At 58.0% G+C, this 18,400-nt stretch carries 14 protein-coding genes; 3 read left to right on the forward strand and 11 right to left on the reverse strand.

Going from position 1 to position 18,400, the window contains the following annotated elements:
* Positions 1–2: 2 nt before the first annotated feature.
* From C7S18_RS15945 to C7S18_RS15955, 3 genes are read left to right on the forward strand one after another with little or no spacing between them, the layout of a single operon-like run.
* On the forward strand, positions 3–962 hold the full coding sequence (locus tag C7S18_RS15945) for a sensor histidine kinase (protein ID WP_106892506.1): 960 nt from the start codon (positions 3–5) through the stop codon (positions 960–962).
* Between the two features lie 54 nt (positions 963–1,016).
* Positions 1,017–1,925 (forward strand): response regulator, encoded by a 909-nt coding sequence (locus tag C7S18_RS15950; protein ID WP_170113305.1) that lies wholly within the window; start codon positions 1,017–1,019, stop codon positions 1,923–1,925.
* A gap of 30 nt (positions 1,926–1,955) precedes the next feature.
* Entirely contained in the window at positions 1,956–2,795 is an 840-nt protein-coding gene (locus C7S18_RS15955; RefSeq protein WP_146151959.1) for a Rossmann-fold NAD(P)-binding domain-containing protein, read from the forward strand.
* Between the two features lie 90 nt (positions 2,796–2,885).
* Here the strand turns inward: C7S18_RS15955 and C7S18_RS15960 are convergent, their stop codons facing one another.
* The 11 genes from C7S18_RS15960 to C7S18_RS16015 all read right to left on the reverse strand — a co-directional run bounded on the left by C7S18_RS15960 (position 2,886) and on the right by C7S18_RS16015 (position 18,362).
* Positions 2,886–3,890, reverse strand: coding sequence for a hypothetical protein (locus tag C7S18_RS15960; protein WP_106892509.1), 1,005 nt, complete (start codon positions 3,888–3,890; stop codon positions 2,886–2,888).
* Positions 3,891–3,892: 2 nt separating this feature from the next.
* Positions 3,893–4,237: a hypothetical protein gene (locus C7S18_RS15965; RefSeq protein WP_106892510.1), complete on the reverse strand. Its 345-nt coding sequence runs from the start codon at positions 4,235–4,237 to the stop codon at positions 3,893–3,895.
* Between the two features lie 595 nt (positions 4,238–4,832).
* Positions 4,833–5,579, reverse strand: a complete 747-nt coding sequence (locus C7S18_RS15970) for an S-methyl-5'-thioinosine phosphorylase (protein WP_106892511.1) — start codon at positions 5,577–5,579, stop codon at positions 4,833–4,835.
* Positions 5,576–6,133 (reverse strand): hypoxanthine-guanine phosphoribosyltransferase, encoded by a 558-nt coding sequence (locus tag C7S18_RS15975; protein WP_106892512.1) that lies wholly within the window; start codon positions 6,131–6,133, stop codon positions 5,576–5,578. Before C7S18_RS15975 ends, C7S18_RS15970 begins: the two co-directional genes overlap by 4 nt.
* 8 nt (positions 6,134–6,141) lie before the next feature.
* Positions 6,142–7,131, reverse strand: a complete 990-nt coding sequence (gene nagZ, locus C7S18_RS15980) for a beta-N-acetylhexosaminidase (protein WP_106892513.1) — start codon at positions 7,129–7,131, stop codon at positions 6,142–6,144.
* Entirely contained in the window at positions 7,125–7,625 is a 501-nt protein-coding gene (locus C7S18_RS15985; protein WP_106892514.1) for a CYTH domain-containing protein, read from the reverse strand. The genes nagZ and C7S18_RS15985 overlap by 7 nt, the downstream gene beginning before the upstream one ends.
* A 9-nt stretch (positions 7,626–7,634) precedes the next feature.
* The gene (rlmD, locus tag C7S18_RS15990; RefSeq protein WP_106892515.1) at positions 7,635–8,960 is read right to left on the reverse strand and encodes a 23S rRNA (uracil(1939)-C(5))-methyltransferase RlmD; all 1,326 of its coding nucleotides are present in this window, start codon (positions 8,958–8,960) and stop codon (positions 7,635–7,637) included.
* Between the two features lie 345 nt (positions 8,961–9,305).
* Entirely contained in the window at positions 9,306–14,093 is a 4,788-nt protein-coding gene (locus C7S18_RS15995; protein ID WP_170113306.1) for an RHS repeat domain-containing protein, read from the reverse strand.
* Positions 14,094–15,210: 1,117 nt separating this feature from the next.
* Complete coding sequence (locus C7S18_RS16005; RefSeq protein ID WP_106892518.1) at positions 15,211–15,561, reverse strand: hypothetical protein; 351 nt, start codon at positions 15,559–15,561, stop codon at positions 15,211–15,213.
* 358 nt (positions 15,562–15,919) lie between these two features.
* On the reverse strand, positions 15,920–16,447 hold the full coding sequence (locus C7S18_RS16010) for a hypothetical protein (protein ID WP_146151960.1): 528 nt from the start codon (positions 16,445–16,447) through the stop codon (positions 15,920–15,922).
* Between the two features lie 556 nt (positions 16,448–17,003).
* Positions 17,004–18,362, reverse strand: a complete 1,359-nt coding sequence (locus tag C7S18_RS16015) for a class II 3-deoxy-7-phosphoheptulonate synthase (RefSeq protein WP_240623914.1) — start codon at positions 18,360–18,362, stop codon at positions 17,004–17,006.
* Positions 18,363–18,400: the final 38 nt, after the last annotated feature.

An 18,400-nucleotide genomic window follows, 5' to 3' on the forward strand; every position in this document is an offset into this window, starting at 1 on the left:
GCATGAGCCCGTTGTCAGCCATCCTTGCACTGCTCAGCCTGATTTTGGCAGGCCTGGCAGCGTACTTGTTCGTGAAGCTCGGCAAGCAGCGCGCCGAACTCGCCTTGCTCGCCGAGGACGCGAAAAAGAAAGAAGCCTCGCAAGCCCAGGTCATGCACACCACCAAGCTGGCGTCGCTCGGCCAGATGATTGCCGGCGTCGCCCACGAGATCAACACCCCGCTTGGCTTTGTCAAAAGCAATGCCGAAGTGATTGGCGACCTTTTGACCGAGTACGAGCAAGCGGTCGCCAAATGCATGACGGGCGTCGACTTTCTGCTGAATGCCGATGCCGCCACATTCGAGCGCGCCAAAACCGCCGTGGCGCGGGTGCGCATGGAACTGGCAAACGCCAAGGGCTTGATCGAAGCACGCGAACTGCTGACCGATTCGGTTGACGGCCTGAAGCAGATGAGCGCGTTGGTGATCAACCTGAAGGGCTTTGCGCGGGTCGATCGCGATGGCATGGACTTGGTCGATATCAACGAATGTGTGCAGAGCGCGCTGACCATTGCGAGCCACCAACTGCGGGATCGGGTCACCGTCACCCGCGAGTTGGCCAAGCTGCCCAAGGTGCGATGCATGCCATCGCAGATCAACCAGGTGTTTCTGAACCTGATCACCAATGCCGCCCAGGCGATGGGCGAGGAAGGCCGGCTGGCTGTGCGCTCGCGGGTGCTGACCGACACGATCGAGGTCAGTATCGAAGACAACGGCGCCGGGATTCCGGCCAACGTGCTCCCTAAGATTTTTGATCCGTTCTTTACGACCAAGAAAGTGGGCGAAGGCACTGGTCTCGGCCTGTCAATTGTCCACAAGATTGTGCAGGGCCATGGCGGTACGATTCGTGTGAAGTCAGACGTCGGCAAGGGCACGACCTTTTTCGTCGAACTGCCAATCCAACAAAAAGAAGCCAGAAAATAAGCCATGGATGCCGCGACACCCCGCCCGCTCAGAGTCCTCTGCATCGACGATGAGATGCGCATCTTGCGTGCGCTGAAGGCGCTGCTGCGTGAGCATGAAGTACACATCTGCAACGACCCCCGCCAGGCCATGCAAATGGCGCGCGACTTCGATGTCGATGTCGTGGTCTGCGATCAGCGCATGCCGCAAATGCAAGGCATTGACGTGTTGCGCGAAATCAAGAACACGCATCCGCGCTCGTTACGTATTTTGCTGACCGGCTATGCCGATCTCAAAGCGGTGCTCGGCTCCGTCAATGAGGGCGAGGTCTTTCGCTACGTCAACAAACCTTGGGAAAACGCCGAGATCAAGGCCCTGGTGGCCGAAGCCGGACGGATTGCCCGCGAGGCCCCGCTGATTACCAACGAGCCGATCAGCGAACGCGAAGCCGAAGAGGCGCGCGGCCAGGTCGGCGTGTTAGTGCTCGAAGAAGACACCACCACCCAGGCCCGCCTGCGCGAGATCTTAGCGCCGCATTACCAGGTGCGCTTCGCGAACACGATTGATCGCGCGCTGATGTTGCTGGAACAACACGAAACCGGCGTGCTGATCTCAGAAACCGAAACCAACAAGCAAGGCGATCTGACGCAGCTTCTGAAAGCCTTGAAGATGCACCACCCCTACATTTCGACGGTCGTGATCACCGAGCGTGCCAACGCGCAGATCGCGATGGAGCTGATCAACGAGGGCCAGGTCTATCGCATGCTGCTTAAGCCCGTGCGCATGGGCTCGGCGCGACTCAGTGTGGACTCAGCCATCAGCCGCTACTGGAAGTTGAAGCGTAACCCGCGAGCCGTGAAACGCTACACCCTCGGCAATGCCCCGAGTTTTGTCGAACAGTCGATCCCGGTCAGCGAGCAGTTGCTGACCCGCATCCGCAATCTGCCAACGCGGATTGTGGAGCTGATGAAATTCAACGGCTGACCCCAGTCGCATCCCTACTCAGCCCCGTTGGTGAACGCTCCAACACTCAGCGATCCGTCCACCTGCCGGGCGCTGTTGATTGGCGCCAGCAGCGCGGTCGGCCGCGACCTAGGACCGCGTCTGGAGCGCCAAGGCTGGCAGTGCGACTATCGGGCGCGGCGCCCGTTGCCGGCGCCGAACTGGCAGGCATTCGATCTCGGCACGGATTCGAGCCAGCCCGAGCACTCGCTGTTGGTCTCGCTTGGTCCGCTGGACCTGTTCACCACATGGCTGATCCGCAACGCGCCGCGAGGCACGCGCCGCATTGTGGCGCTGAGCTCGATCAGCGCGCGGACCAAGCAGGAAGCGGCCCTGGCATTTGAGCGTGACGTGGCAGCGCGACTGCAGCTTGCCGAACGCGACTTGCAACGGTATTGCGAGCAAAAAGGGATTCACCTGTCGATTGTTCGGCTGAGCTTGGTCTGGGACGGGGAAACCGATCAGAACATCGCGCCGTTGCTAAGGCTCGCCAAGCGGTATCGGCTGTTGCTCAGACCCGCGAGCGAGGGCGGCTTGCGCAATCCGATCCATGCGGTCGATGTGGCGCGCTTTCTGGCGACGCTGGCGATTGCGCCGGAGGCCGAAACCCTGATCGAGATCGGCGGCCCCGAAACACTCAGCATGGCCGAAATCTGGCGTCGGGTCGCCCGGACGTCGGGCGCGCTGTGTTTGCCGATGCCGCAGCCGCTACTGCGGCTTGTGGCCGCACTTATCCCTGGCGCAGCAAACAAAATCCGGGGCACGCTGGCGCGCTGGCATTGCGATCAATTGGCCCCTGGCCTCACCGATTCGAAAGCCAGGGGCTTTTTGACTGCACGCGGCAGACCGTAGCGTTGGCAGAAGCCAACACTTAGTTCCTGAGCAAACCATGTCGAACCAGAAGCGGTTCAATCCCCCAAGTGTACTGCTCGCACAAACAAGTCAGTGCGGTGCGCGTGTGGCCCGCGTGACACGACTCAACCAGGCGACGATGTTCAGCGGATACTCTTTGCAGTGCGTCCACGGACCAATCGCTTCGGGCTGCTCGGCTTGACGCATCGCTCGAACATTGCTCGACGTAAAGTGATGAAACGTGCTGTCAACCACGATTCGGCCTTGGCTCGGATGATCAAAGCAATGGATGATAGGCTCGACTACCGGCACGTCATCAATCCCTTCCGCATCAAAGCCGCGACGTACGGTCCAGGCCACCATCTCGTAGCGCCCATGCTCGGGAACATCTTCGGCGGTGACGGAAACATCGTCATGGCTTGCACGCACCGGACGACACGTCCCCTCATGCATATGGTCCGGCAAATAGCCGATGCGACCAATCTCGCTATGGAAGCCGAGCGGATGCACCAGGGCATTGGACTTAACGCCTGAAGGCAGTACCCGATTGGCAAACCAGACAGGCTTTGGCGTCAGATCGGTATCCCGATTGCTGCCGTAGTCTGCCTTGCGTCCAAACAGCGGTGCCATCCCCGTCTCGGCACTGTAAGCCCCCGAGATGGCCGGCGGATAGCGGTCACTCTGCTCCCGTCGACGCCAGTAGCGCATGTGTCGGATTCGCGGGATGTCGCCGCACAATCCGCCACCAAGCGTTTCGTGATCGCCAGTCGCAAAAATGCCCAAACCCGACTGCATTCGCGCAAACAACGCAGCTTGAGCCGAGGGACCGAGACGGTCCTGGTCGTCCTGGACCTCCAAACCGCCGAATAGCCATAGTTGATCGATCTCGCGCCCGATGGCCAACGCGTCGGCCAGCCGATCGGTCCGCGAATTTCGATCCACCTTCAACGTGGTGACGGACACCGAGTGATGCTGACCGCCCGAGTCCCGAATCTCGGCGCCATTGAGGTGATCGACGAGGTCTTGAAGCCCGAGGCGACTGTAGTCCATCGCCATGTCCGGCTCATAAACGAGGAGCAACTTAAGCGTGCGCATGGTTACTTTCCAGTCCAAGTTCCGCCGCTGTCTTCGGAGCCGGTCTTCAACGACACAAACCCGATCAACGCGTCGTCAACGAGCCGGATGCCGATCGTCATGACGGTGTTGCCCGCCACGTTGATAAAGGCCCTGATTTCGTCACGGGCAGGGTTCAGTGCAAGCTCGCGATCGAAGTCTGCTGCCGTGCCGGCATTGTCGTACTGGAAGCGCACCTGCACATGATCGGCGTCTGACCCTGGGGTAATCATCAGAGGCTGATTGATGTCGATGGTTTGTTTGCCGGGACCAGAGGTCGGATAGATGCTACAGACGTTGGTCAACGTCCAACTACGGGTGATGCTCATATTGTTCTCCCTGTATGCCAAGCGTCATTGCTCGGCATACGGGAAGTGTCTTGAGCGCCCGGCTTCTCTCGCCCGACGAGTCATCGGCGCACAATGAGCGCGGCGTGATCGACACACTTCGTTTGTCTCTTGCGAAATGACGAGGGACCGTTAGACGCTAGTGCTGGCGCGTTCTTGGATTTAAAACATCTGAGCGTGTTTTGTGTACCACCGGATAGCGTTCGCAGCATCGAAGACGAATTGGCTTTGGCGCAGCGTTGGTTTGGGCTTTAACCGCCGACCAAGAGCATGCGACCTTGCCGAAATGACGGTTTAGGACAATGGCTTTTTTGTAGGAGCGGCTTTAGCCGCGAATGGGACTTGCCGCAAGATTGGTTCGGGCCTGAAGGCCCTCCTACAAAAAGCGAATGGGACTGGCCGCAAGATTGGTTCGGGCCTGAAGGCCCTCCCACAAAAGAGCGAATGGCTCTGGCCGCAAGATTGGTTCGGGCCTGAAGGCCCTCCTACAAAAAAGGCGAACAGGGCTTGCCGCAAGAATGGCTCGGGCATGAAGGCCCTCCCACAAAAAGCGACGGGCCTTGCCGCCAGCGCTACCTTACTCGGCGGCGAGCAGCGCCTGAATGATTCGGGGCACTTGTGACGTGCACTCAGCCAGATTCGCAAAGATCTCGTCCAAGCTGATCTCGGCTTGATCGCCGCACCCCGCCGCCCAATTGGCGACCAACGCCATACAGGCGTACGCCATACCCAGTTCGCGGGCCAACGCCGCTTCTGGCATGCCGGTCATACCGACCAGATCAGAGCCGTCACGCTGCATGCGCGTGATTTCGGCGCGTGTCTCGAGGCGCGGACCTTGGGTCGCGCCATAACAACCGCCATCGACGACAGCAACACCGGCGCGGGTTGCAGCAGCCAGCAGCAACTGACGAAGCGGGGCGGTGTAAGGCTCGGAAAAATCGATGTGCTCGACTTTCGCACCATCCACATCGCAGAAGCTGGTAAACCGTCCATGCGTGTAGTCGATGATTTGATCAGGAATTACGACAACCTTTGGGCCCATGTCAGCGCGAATGCCGCCAACCGCATTGACGCCGATCACGCGGCGCGCGCCGAGCGCGTGCAACGCATGAACATTGGCACGGTAGTTGACTCGATGCGGCGGAATCGTGTGACTCTCGCCATGACGTGCCAAAAAGCCGACGCGCTTGCCCGCCAACGTGCCGATGACGATATCGCCCGACGGCGCGCCATACGGCGTTTCGGGGCGCACGCGTTCGGTGACTTCCAGTCCTGGGAACTGATAGAGCCCCGTGCCGCCGATCACCGCCAAATCGAGACTCATACGCCATCCTTCAACGCGTAGATCGCCGGCAGATTCCGGCCGAGTTCGTAGTAGTCCATCCCGAAGCCGTACACGTAGCGATCCGGCACTTCAACACCGACGAAGTCCACATGCAGCCCGGGCACGCAACGGCCATGGCGCTTCGCGCACAGCGCAGCGATGTTCACACGGCGCGCACCGGCCTCCTGGCAGCGCTGCACGATGGCCGACAGCGTTCTGCCCTCGTCCAAAATGTCATCGACGATCAACACGTCGCGGCCTTTCAGATCGAGCTTGGCCCACTTGCCCCAAGTGACTTCGTGACCAGACGTGCCGCTGCGATAGCGGGTGGCATGAATGCTGTCGAACACGCAGCGCGTTTGCAGGCTGAGCGACAAAAGCCCCGAGAACATCACGCCGCCATTCAGCACGGTCAAGAAGACTGGCGGCTGTTCGGCATCGGCGTAGAAGGCATCGATCTCCTGCGCGACGCGCTCAATGGCTGCCAGCAAGACCGAACGTGGATGAATCAAGTCGGATTGGGTCAAGGCCTTTTGCAGATTCGGCTCGGACATGGCAGCTCTCAAGCAATGGCCGCTTGCGCGGCAAGGTAGTCGGCAGACGCGGTCAGCGCGTCCCACTCTGGTTGCCGCCGGGCCAGCAGGCTGGCCAGGTCGGATCGGGATTTTAGCGCGCGATCGGTCGTCACGCGGACGGCTTCCGCCACCAGAGCCGCCGGACAGACCAACACTAGGTCACAACCGGCGTCCAAGTGCGCGTCAATGCGCGCCTTGATGCCACCAGCGCTTTCCGCTGCGGCCATGCCGATGTCATCGCTGATCACGACACCCAGAAACCGGAACTGCTCACGAAGAATCTCTTTGATCCAGCGTGGGGAATAGCCGGCAGGCTCGGGTGCCACAGCGGGATAGCTGACATGCGCCATCATCACCGCTTCGGCGCCTTGGGCGATCCCGGCGGTGAACGGATAGAGGTCTTGCTTCAGAATCTCGTCGAGTGACCGTGGGTCGATTGCGGCATCAAAGTGAGTGTCTTCGAGCACCGAACCATGGCCTGGGAAGTGCTTGATCGTCGCGGCCATTCCGGCGCGATGCATCCCGCGCACGTAGGCAGCGGCAAACGCAGCGACGATCGCCGGGTCATTATGGAACGCGCGCTCGCCAATCGCGCGATTGCCGCGTTTCAAGTCGATGCATGGCGCGAAGCTCAGGTCCAACCCGAGCGCGAGCATTTCGCTGGCCATCAGGAACGCGTGCTGTTCGGCATCGGCCAGTGCTTTGGCAGGATCGAGCTCATAGCGCGCACCAAACACCGACAACGGCGGCAGCGCGGTGAAGCCAGGCCGGAACCGTTGCACCGGGCCGCCCTCCTGATCGACGGCGATCAAGAAACCCGGGCCGGCTTCGGCGCGGATCTCGGCGATCAGCCGCGTGACTTGTTCGCGTGACTCGAAGTTGCGCGTAAACAGAATGACGCCGCCGACAGCCGGCGACTTCAAGAAGCCGCGCTCTTCGGGCAACAGTTCTTTGCCGGCCAGACCAATCATCAACATGACTGCAACTCCATGAGAATCGCTTCGCGATCAGGCCACATAGCAAACGCCTGCTCAGCCAAGGCGAGATTCAGATAACGCCGTTCCAAAGACACTTCCCGGCCCAACCAAGCTGGCTTTGGATAAGCGGCCTCGGCCGATTCCAGTTCGACCTCGGCAACAATCAGACCTTGATTGTCACTCAGAAATTCGTCGATCTCGAACAAGACGTCGTCGAGCGCCACTAGGTGCCGGATTTTCTCGACGCGCTTGCCAGCGAGCTCGGCCATCAGCACGTTGGCATCGGCCACCGGAATGTCGTATTCGAACTCCAGGCGCTCGATACCCGTGCTCAGCGACTTGATGTTGAGCTTGGCCGACTCGCCCTCGATGCGCACGCGCGTTGAACAGCGATCACCGCCCAGGTACGCCTGTGCCATGCGAATCGAGCGCGTGACGGCAGTGCGCCAAGCGTCGCCGATGATCAGAAACTTGCGTTCGATCTCGATACCCATGACCCAGCCTCAACGCTCGAACACGGCGATCGACTCGACATGCGCCGTCTGCGGAAACATGTCCATGACCCCCGCTTTGCTGAGCTTGAAGCCGTGATCGCGGACGAGCATGCCGGCATCGCGGGCGAGCGAACCGGGGTGGCACGATACGTAGACAATGCGCTGCACCTTCTTGGTCGGGAACCACTTGATGACGCCATCGGCACCAGCACGGGCCGGGTCGAGCAATATCTTGTCGTACTGCTGACGCGCCCATGGTGCATCGCGATGTTCCTGAATCAAATCGGCGACCGCGAACTCGGTATTGTCGAGACCATTCGAGCGTGCGTTGTCGCGGGCCCGCTGCACAAGCGGCCCATCGCCCTCGACACCGACCACGTGTGCGGCCTTGCGCGCCAGTGGCAGCGTGAAGTTGCCGAGCCCGCAGAACAGGTCGAGGATATGATCGGTGGGTTGCGGGTCCAGCAGATCGAGCGCGTGACGAATCATGCGCGCATTGATATCGCCATTGACCTGAATGAAGTCCAGTGGCTGGAACTGATAGCGGAGCGAAAATTCGGGCACGTCAAAATACAGCTGCACGTCGGTCGGCTCGAGCGCGTAAACTGAGTCGATGCCCTTCGGTTGCAAGAACACCGCCACACCTTCGCGGCGCGCGTAGTCCTTCAGTTTTTGCACATCGCCCTCGCTCAACGGGTTCAGATGCCGGAACACGAAGGCGGCGATCTGATCGGCGTTCGCAAATTCAATCTGTGGAATGCTATCGGCAGCATCCATCGTACTGACCAACTCAGCGAGCTTGGGCAGCTGCGCACCAATCCTCGGCGCCACGACGTGGCATTCCTGAATGTCAGCGACAAACTTGCCATTGAGCTCGCGGAACCCAACGAGCGCGCGCCCTTTCTTGCCGACATGGCGCACGGAGAAACGACCACGGCGGCGATACTGGAACGGATTCCCGGTCAATGCCGGCAACCAGGTTTCTGGCTCGACATGCCCAATGCGAGCAAAGTTCTCGCGCAGCGTGCGCTCCTTGGCCTGTATCTGATCCTCAGCCGGCAGATGCTGCAGCACGCAGCCTGCGCATTGCCCAAAGTGCGCACACTTCGGCGTAATTCGCTTGGGCGAAGCGACCAGCACTTCGAGCAGATGGGCCTCGTCGTACTGCCGATACGCCTCCGTCCGCTTCGCCCGCACCGTTTCGCCCGGCAATGCGCCGGTCACAAATACCGTCTTGCCTTGGTGCTTGCCCACGCCCCGCCCCTCATGCGAGAGGTCATGAATCTCGAGTTCGATGGGCTCGGCAAACTGCGGGGATGGTCGACGTTGACGCACGATAAGGCCTGGAAACCGGAAAAAGACCGGTATTGTCCCATAGACGGGCGTCCGCGTCACAGCGCGTCAAGAATCACCCTTCAGGCCGGATGAGCATGCGCTTCTCGGCGCGCTCAAGCGGATTCACCTCGACCAGTCACGCTTGGCCTCTAGAGCCCGGCAGCGCCAGCTAGACGCCTGCTCTGCGATTGATCTCGTGCCAAAGCAAAACCCCGGGACCAAGACGATCCCGGGGCGCGTATCAAACACTTGGCGATATTCAATCACCAATGATGCGTCCTTGCTTTCGATATCTGCTTCGAACCCCAAAAGTGCGCTGCAAATTCGAACAAACTACCTTGCCAATCAGTGGTGGTTGATGTTTGAAGTCGAACGACCCACTTCCTCCACAATCCCAGGCAGTCCAACATCCGGCCCTACCATCGGAACGAATCCAGTTGGCGAGTAGACGAATTCAGGTAGCTCACTGGGCGCGACGGCACCGCGGTCTGCCACGCCATCGGCCAGATGACCAGGCAACTCCTGCTTTGGCGAACCGCCGACATCGCGACCGGGAAAGCCATGAGTTCGCCAGGTAGAAACCGGGCTCCCTGGTGTCACTACTAGCACGCTATTCTGGTACTTAACGGACGTTTGGTGCTCACTATTTATCCGGTAGGAGATGCAGCTACCGCCACAGGCCTTAAAGATCCAACCACTCCAGTTGCTCCAGGACGGCTGCAGCATTCGCACATGGCTCTTCAAATCCTTTAGCGCCGCTGACGTATTCGAGAACGCGTCACCCGGGCTGAGGCCATTTGCGTCGAAGCGGCCGAGCGGGTTGTTGATGGCATAGCCATAGGTACTGATTCCGCCTTCCAACCCAATGGGATCACTCTCAACGTAGCGCCCCGTGATTGGCTCGTAATCGCGCATGTAGTTGTAGTTCAACTCCGTGTCTTGATCGTACCACTGCCCTGGGAACCGAAGATTGAAGACCATTGCAGTACCGTCATTGTCAGGGTCCTCATTGGGCGGGGTTGCACCAAACGGCTCAGCCAGCAGGTCCCAGGACCACTTTGCTCCGACTGCGGTCATGACGCGGCGCGGCGTACCAAGATGATCGGTTTCAATCGCATGAATATTGCCTTCATAGATCAGTGACACCGGTAAGTCATCGACCCAGATGTACTCCACTAGGGGAGGTGACGATTGTTCACTGTACTCACCAATCAAACGACCGGACTCGTCAAAAACGAATTCGAAGGTCGCTTTGCCCTCGACGTTCCGTATCGTTCGCTCGCCCTTGAAGTTGTAATGAAACGTAGCCCTGGTCTCGCCATTCAGCGCCACCTCAGTCATGCGATTGTGGTCGCCATAACTGTAAGTGCTGCCAGACCGGGTGAAATAAGTCGGATGGGTCAGGTTGCCATTCGCATCGTACACTCGAACCGATCCAAGAGCCTCCTCTAGCCTATGTGAAGTCAACGGGTACGTGTAGGATTGATAGTCGCCCATTCCGTTCCACATGCTTAAGCGATCGCCGGTCGCGTCATATAGGTAGAAGCGATTGTTAAAACCACTATTTGTTTTTTCAGTCAGGCGACTCAGCGCGTCGTAGCCATAGAAACGCTGCGTGGCGCCAGCAGAAATCGCAGAGATATTCCCAAGTTCATTGAGCGTATAGTCTGCCTGAAAACCGGTTGGTGACGACGAACTGATGTCATCGATCCAATAATTCTGGTCGTGTACTCTCGTCTGCGTCACGCCAGTTGCCCAAGTAATTCCCGACACTGGACCGAATGGCAAATGGCCCAGGTTGCTAACTAGCAATTGCTCGGTGGACTTGAATTCCCGCCAATAGACTGCGGTGACACGACCGGTGGCATCGCGCACATAGCGAACACGATTCCCGGAAGGGTATGTCACCGTATCGAGACGACCGGTTTTCGTGTACGTATAGCTCGTCGAGTACGTGGCGCTCAGACCGATCTGTGTCTTCGAAGCCACCCGACCAAACCTGTCATAGCAGTAGATCGTCGTTCCAGAAGCATCGGTCACCATACTCAAGAGACCAACCCCCTCGAAACCCGCGTAATTGCATTCGCCCGGGTCCACGTCGTACGTGTAGACCTCATTCAACGAAGAATCCGGGAACGACTTCGTCGAGAGGCGTCCCAGCTCATCGTAGACCATCGTTGCCGTCTTCATCCGAGCATCTGTCCGCGTCAATACGTTGCCTGCCGCGTCATGGACATTTACTGTTGTACCAGCGTCTGGACTCTGCACCTGCTTGAGGTTGTCCAGACCGTCATAAACGTAGATCGTATCTAAGCCCTTTGGATCGGTTACCTTTCGAAGATTGTCGCGAGTGTCGTAAGCGTATTTCGTAACCGCATTGATGCCAGGCGTTGGGTTGGTCGTCTTGTTCTGCGTAACTTTCTTGAGCCGATTCAATTCATCAAAGTCATCGTCAGTTACCCAACCAAATTGGTTCAAGTTACCCTTCGGTTCGGTCAGCTCGTTCAGATTTCCGTTCAAATCGAACGACTTGGTTGTCTTCTGCACGTCTACAGCGTCGAAGTCAGACGCTGCCGCAGAGGGGGCATTAATAATCGATCGAATGCGCGAGAAATAGTCAAACTGCGCACCTAGAAGACGCTTGATGTTGCCTTGGGCGTCTTTGGTGAGTTCTCTTTTATGATTGCCCATGGGGTCAAGTTCATAAACAATTTCGTTACCGAGGTTATCGAATACGCGCACGAGCCGATGCGCAGTGTCGTAGACATACTCGAGGAAACTGCCATCCGGCTGGGTTACGCGCTCCACTGCACCATACGGCTTGTATGTCACGCTAGTCGTTTGATCATTGCTCGAAGGTGTGCCGTCGGCATTGGCTCGGACCGCAGCCGCCCCGATACGACCAGAACTGTTGTACGTGTAATCAGTGATGACGCCTCGTGCATCTTGTACCCGAGTCAATCGCCCCGCTCTGTCATAGCGCAGATAGTTCGTGACATGCCCTAGTGCATTGGTAACGGACTTTAAATCACCATGCCGATAGTGGCACGCCCCACCTAGCGAACTGCAGGTGGGATCATCGATACCATAGTAGGCAAACGTCGTTATGTCCGCCTCGTCGGTACGAGGGCCGTCGACACTCATCAGCCTACCCGTCGAGGGACAACCTGAACCCGGTTCGCCGCACTCTATGATGTAATGGGTCTGACGGACGCCAGCGGGCGCATCTGCCAATGAGCCACAAGCGTATGACGTTGGGTTAGACAGCGCAGGGTCGTAAATGCAAGCAGCTCTGACATTGCCACGCGAGTCGTAGTCCCAGGCTCTGGTTTGCTCAAGTACGTTCTGGGCGTTGTAGTACCGCTTTTGCGTCGGCAACGGCAGCGTGGGATGCCAATCCGTTTGAATTGTACGCTTTGCTGCCTGCGTTGGCGGAAGAGCAACATCAGGGATACCTTCGATGCGCTGTGTCTCAAGGTTGCGGACCGGATCAAACAAAAACTGTGTCTCATTACCGTTGAAATCCTCGGTACTCAACAACTGGCCAGTCGAGCCGTCATGCGCGCGAGTCTTGAATTCGCCGCCGCAATCAGTACAACGCTTGTCAAGTTTCCAGAGGCGCCTGACGAAGCCCCGAGTTGATACCGTAATATTGGTGGCCTGCACGTCGGGCGTGTTTGCGGCCAACTGTAGCGCATTCTGCATTGTGACAACCCGATCCGACGTGACCCCGCTCGGAAAGTTGTAAGAAAAGCTGAACTGCGTCTTGGGGACACCATCAACCAAGATGGCTTGGGAGGCCACCCGCTTGTTATTGTCGTTCGAATATGCGTAAGCCACGTACTGAGTGTTGGACTCGTCTTTAATTCCGGTCAATCCAGACTCAAAGGTCGGGTCCTCATAAAGTAGTTCGCGAACGCCAGATGCCGACTGAATCTTTGTTACGAGCCCTGGATCCCACGAATCAATCACTGCAGACCGACCAGATAGATCAGAAATCGTGAAGCGCTTGCCATGGGCTTGCTGCCCGCCAGGAATTGGCCTGAGCAACTCATCAATGTCAATCATAACCGAGCGATTGTTCTGATCCGTGAGCAACACTGCATCGGTCTGCCATGCGACCTGGACACTGCGTCCATCTGGGTAGTTCACTGACTGAAGCCGACCTGTCGAGTCGAACAGCCACTCACTGAGATCCTGTTCTTTGATTCGATAGCCAGCGCCCACTTGGACTGCGGTCCGCCCTGAATCCTTTGTGATATTGATTGACGTATACGTGCCGGAGCCATTGTTTTTCAGCATCACGGGTTCGTGACCGGCGATATACACGATCAGCGAATTCGCATCGTATGCGCGAACCCGCCTGTCGAATTCGAACCGCCAATAGTGGCCGATCAGACCGGTAGGGGCGCCAGGAGGCCACTGTCCATAGGCGCGATAGTGAATGCGCAGCAAGTCGCTAATGCCCAATCCGAGAAGCGTCGATTCAACATGAAGCTTCTCCCCTGATGACGGATCCACTTGATCGCCAACCAGTGGCGTGTCGCTTACGATTGACAAACAAGTGTTCGGGGGGGATGTCCAACCGTACGTGTCGCGGGGACAACCGAGGCCTGCCGTATACGCGATCCTAAACGTTTCAACCTTGTTCACTGCGTCGTCGTTGCACACGTTTCCTGTAGATTGATACCCATACGTGATCGTCTTCATAGTCTCTGACGCCGTGACGTAACCATTCTCGATTGTCGGCAGGTTGGCGGTGCAAGTGGGTGTGTTACCGGTCACGATCGGGCCAACTAAGCCACACCCTTCGAAAGTATGGGCATAGCTGGTCAACAACCAATTTGATATGTCGTACCGCCAGGTATAAGGTGATGTTGGAAGCTTGAATGGCGGATCAATCAAGCCGGAACAGGCCCCCGACCAGACACCACCACCCGCTTCACACATTCGGCGATTGAGTACGTTTATGTTGCCGGGATTCGTACAGGAATTAAGTTGCCATTGTTCGTTGACCGGATAACTCACGTCACAGTAACTGTTGCCGGCAGGCAGTTGACCGCAGGTTACCTGGGCATGGACCTCGGGTAGCACCCCGAGGAGCACGCACATCACAAGCAATTTTCGTTTCATGATAGTCATCTCTTGATTGGCCGCAGCCGAGCAAAGGGCAAGGCTCGCGTTTCCGCCCAGACATTAGTTGTGCTTACTTGCCAACTGGTAGCGAGACGCTTTTCGATTAGGCACCCGCCATTTTGGTTGCCACAAATCAACGCACGTCTTGGCTGGGCTTGGATCAAGATGGCTGATGATCTGTCGTTATTCTTTTAGTATCCGAATACAACTGTTCGAGTCCGCGAAGCGAATCTATCGCAATCCTTTCAGACCCGTGTGGCACGCTTTGCGCGGATGACTAGAATTCGTTTTCTCGCGAGAGAGTGATACAGCGATCCCTGTCAGTGCTTACGCGCCGACCCACTTCGATAGGCGTCGGCGCAGGCGCGAATGGCGCATCTTCAGCAGCATCGGTGCAAATTGATCATTACAGCGTACATCTGGACTGTTCACGCGGAAGGGCACAGGCGACATGGCAGGTGGCGAGGCAATCGACCGCCACCAAGACGCCGAATCGATGTCCGTTAACTCTTGCCCGCTGCATAGAGCGATTTCCGTCAACTCCAAACAAGTTCAAGACCACGTACGCCAACCCAACCGCGACAATCAAGCCATCGACGAATCGCTGCATGCAGCCAGAAATGCCGGACACGTACCAACTCGGACATTCGCTAATGCGACCGACGCTCGTCCGCAACTGGATGCCACGATCTCCCCGCTACGGGCGCCGCTCAACATGCCGCAAGCCCGCGAACGGGATTTTCCGCGAATTGCACCGATAGCGATGACTGCGTCTGCCGCTGTGTCCGGCGCTATGCGGCGTTGACCGCTCACGAACAAGGGCAACGGGAGTTCCTGGACAAGCAAGGTACGCGCAATTCCAATACGCATCGTGCTATAGAGACACTGAACAGGTTGAAAGTCAGTGCGGGCAATGGTGGATGTTACTCGGACCGACTTTAGCGCATGGTTTTCTGGCCGCCGTTATGCTCCCAATCATGCTGGAGATGGTGAGCTCGTCCGCCGAGTACGATGTTGATACTGTGGCGCCCGCGCGATTCGTTGCACGCATCCGAAGCGACCGTATCGCCGTCATTGCCGAGCTCACGTCGGCGCATTCGTGCGCGGACTAAGTTCATCCTGGCTTGTGCAACGCGTTAGGGCTTGCCTCTCGCTGTCGCAACTGTAGAACTAGAACGGTCGGGACGGTACTCAGCACAAGCGCGCCAAATGTAATGAGGAACCCGGCGACGGCAAGCACATAACGCACCGGAGCTTCTCGGGGCGACGGGTGACTTGAGAAGCCAGTCGTGTTGTGGGCGACGTAGAACGACTTGGCCCAGGATGGCGGTTTTCGTGTGTTCCGGGAGGTGGTCAGCTGGGCAATCTGGTGGCTATCAAGCAGCGGGATCCAGAAGTCGAACAACCAACTGCAGACGGCAAGCAGCAGTAACTGATAGATCGATAGTGTCCTGACATTCATCATTTGCAAATACTCCCAGACAACGTTGCAGGTTCCGAAGCAACTTGCGTCACGACAAGCGTCGCGACGAACAGTCCTGGTAGCGAGTGCCAGCTTTTCAGCACGCCACTCTTAAGAGCACCAGCGATACGCCATGCGCAAGGACATTTTTGACGAACTGAACACCTAGGGAGGGTCTGAATAAGTCCATCCTGGACTTTCAGACCCGCACTGAGTCCGGCACATGTCCGGACTCAGTGCTCCAGAATCAACCACTTGCGTGCTTGATTCTGGGCGGGCCATCCATGGCCCGCATCGCCTCTGAACTTGTTCAGAGGCTCCTTAGCACAATGCGAATTGATACTCGCTCCTGGATGAAGCTTTAGCTGCAGATCATGCTGTAGACGAGGCTTCGGTTGGCGCCGCTGACGACGTCCTGAAAAACATGACAGACACCGTAAGCGCCCATATTCAATGTCGAGGGTACCGCGCATTCGGGATTGATGGATTCCATTCGCTTTTGCGGTAAGTCCGCAACTTCGATCGACCGGTCCAAGCCAATCACGTACGTATCGTGATGCAATCGGACATAGAGCCGTGTCCCGGCGATGGCCAGCGGCTCTGCATCGACCGGTGTCACCCAGGTTCGAAGTACCTCGCCCTCGGCATCAACTTCATGCACCTGCTCGGGCTGCAACCGTGCGCCGGGTTCGTATTCGGGAATTCTATCGGTCTGAATGATGGCGACCTCGCCACAGGGATGGCCGTCCTGTTTGCCGACATACGATTCAGGCATTTCCTGCGTGCGGTTGATCCAAAGCGCAAATTCAGGAAAGTGTTTTTTCGCCGACGCGCACGAGAAGATCAGCGCGAGCATCAATCCACTGAATAGTCTGCTTGTGATTGCCATGAGGCTACGCACCGTTTGCGATGTTCGATCGGTCACTACCTGCCATCATGTATGGGGCCGATGCACTACAGCGCACGCGGGCGACGCTCGTCAGTTTTTTGCCCTGTTCTCGACATCGGCGCGACAATTTTGCATCGGCATTTGCCATCATTTTTTGGCTGCGCCTTAGTTGTCAATGAGCTTCCGCAGCCCTTGATGTCTGCGCGAGTGATCAACGGCACAACCCCGCGGACAAGCAAGCCCGCACATTTCGGCTCAAGTGCTAACCCAGTGCCTGCGCGGCGTTGCTGAATTGAAGACCGAGGAATCATCCGACCGGGTCAGCGTCATCAAGCCGATACTGCGACGGGATCTGCCCGCAGCTAGGGAGCCTCTGAACAAGTTCAGAGGCGATTCGGGCCATGGATGGCCCGCCCAGAATCAAGCACGCAAGTGCTTGATTCTGTGGCAATGATTCCGGACATGTGCCGGACTCATTGCAGGTCTGAAAGTCTAGGATGGGCTTGTTCAGACCCTCCCTAGGCGACTTGGGACGCCGTCGAGGCTTAGCGCCTGCTCAGCGCCCCGACTTCCGCACAATCAGCATCGCCAGTTCCAGCGACTGCTCGTAGTTCAGTCGCGGATCAACGGTGGACTTGTAGGCACGCGTCAGATCGATTTCCGACAGATCGCGGGCGCCACCCAGGCATTCGGTGACGTTGTCGCCCGTCAATTCCAAGTGCGCGCCGCCAAGATGCGTGCCGGCGGCCTGATGCAGGTCGAACGCACGGTCGAGTTCGGCGCGAATGTTGTCGAAGCGGCGGGTCTTGAAGCCGTTGCTGGTGCTTTCGGTATTGCCATGCATCGGGTCGCAGCTCCACAACACATGCTTGCCTTCCTTGCGGACCGCTTCGAGTAGCGGAGGCAGCGCCGAGACAATCTTGTTCGCGCCCATACGGTGGATCAACATGAGCTTGCCGCGTTCGTTGTTCGGGTTCAGTGCGTCGATCACGTTCAGTAGTTGATCGACGGTCACGCTCGGGCCGATCTTCAGACCGATCGGGTTCTTGATGCCGCGGCAGTATTCGACGTGCGCGCCATCGAGAGCCGCCGTGCGCATACCGATCCACGGGAAATGCGTGGACAGATTGAAGAAGCCGGTCTGGCGCGGCACTTGCCGCGTGAGGGCTTGTTCGTAGTGCAGCAGCAGCGCCTCGTGCGACGTGTAGAAATCGACGCGCGAGAAATTGCCGATCGGGCCGGCCAGCGTTTCCATGAAGCGCACGGACTCGCCAATCTGCTCGACCATACGGCGATACTCGCGCGCCAGCGGCGAATGATCGACCCAGCCCAAATCCCAGTATTCAGGATGATGCAGGTCGGCAAAACCACCATCGATCAGCGCGCGTATGAAGTTGATCGTCATCGCTGAATGCGAGTGGCCCTTCAGCATGCGCTCCGGATCCGGCAGTCGCGCTTCCTTGGTGAATTCCGGTCCGTTGACGATATCGCCGCGGTAGCTCGGCAACTCGACGCCATCGCGCGTTTCGAGGTCGGCAGAGCGCGGTTTGGCATATTGGCCGGCAAATCGACCGACTCGGACGATCGGCAGCTTCAAGCCATGAATCAGCACCACGCTCATTTGCAGCAGCACTTTCAGACGGCTGGAGATCGTATTGGAGTCGCACTCGGCAAAACTCTCGGCGCAGTCGCCGCCTTGCAGAACGAAGCGCTTGCCCTCCTCCGCCTCGGCAAGCATTTGCCGGAGCGTGAGGATTTCCCATGACGTAACCAAAGGCGGCATGCTGCGCAAGGTTTGAATGGCACTGGCGAGCTTGTCGGCATCCGGATAACTGGGCTGCTGCGTTGCTGGCTTCGCGAGCCAGCTGCCTGGGTGCCAGTCTTTTGGTCCGAGTTCGTGTTGACTACTTGCCATTGCCATCATGCCTTTCATTGTGACCTCAAATCGCCAGC

This window comes from Ahniella affigens (assembly GCF_003015185.1).
Classification (GTDB): domain Bacteria; phylum Pseudomonadota; class Gammaproteobacteria; order Xanthomonadales; family Ahniellaceae; genus Ahniella; species Ahniella affigens.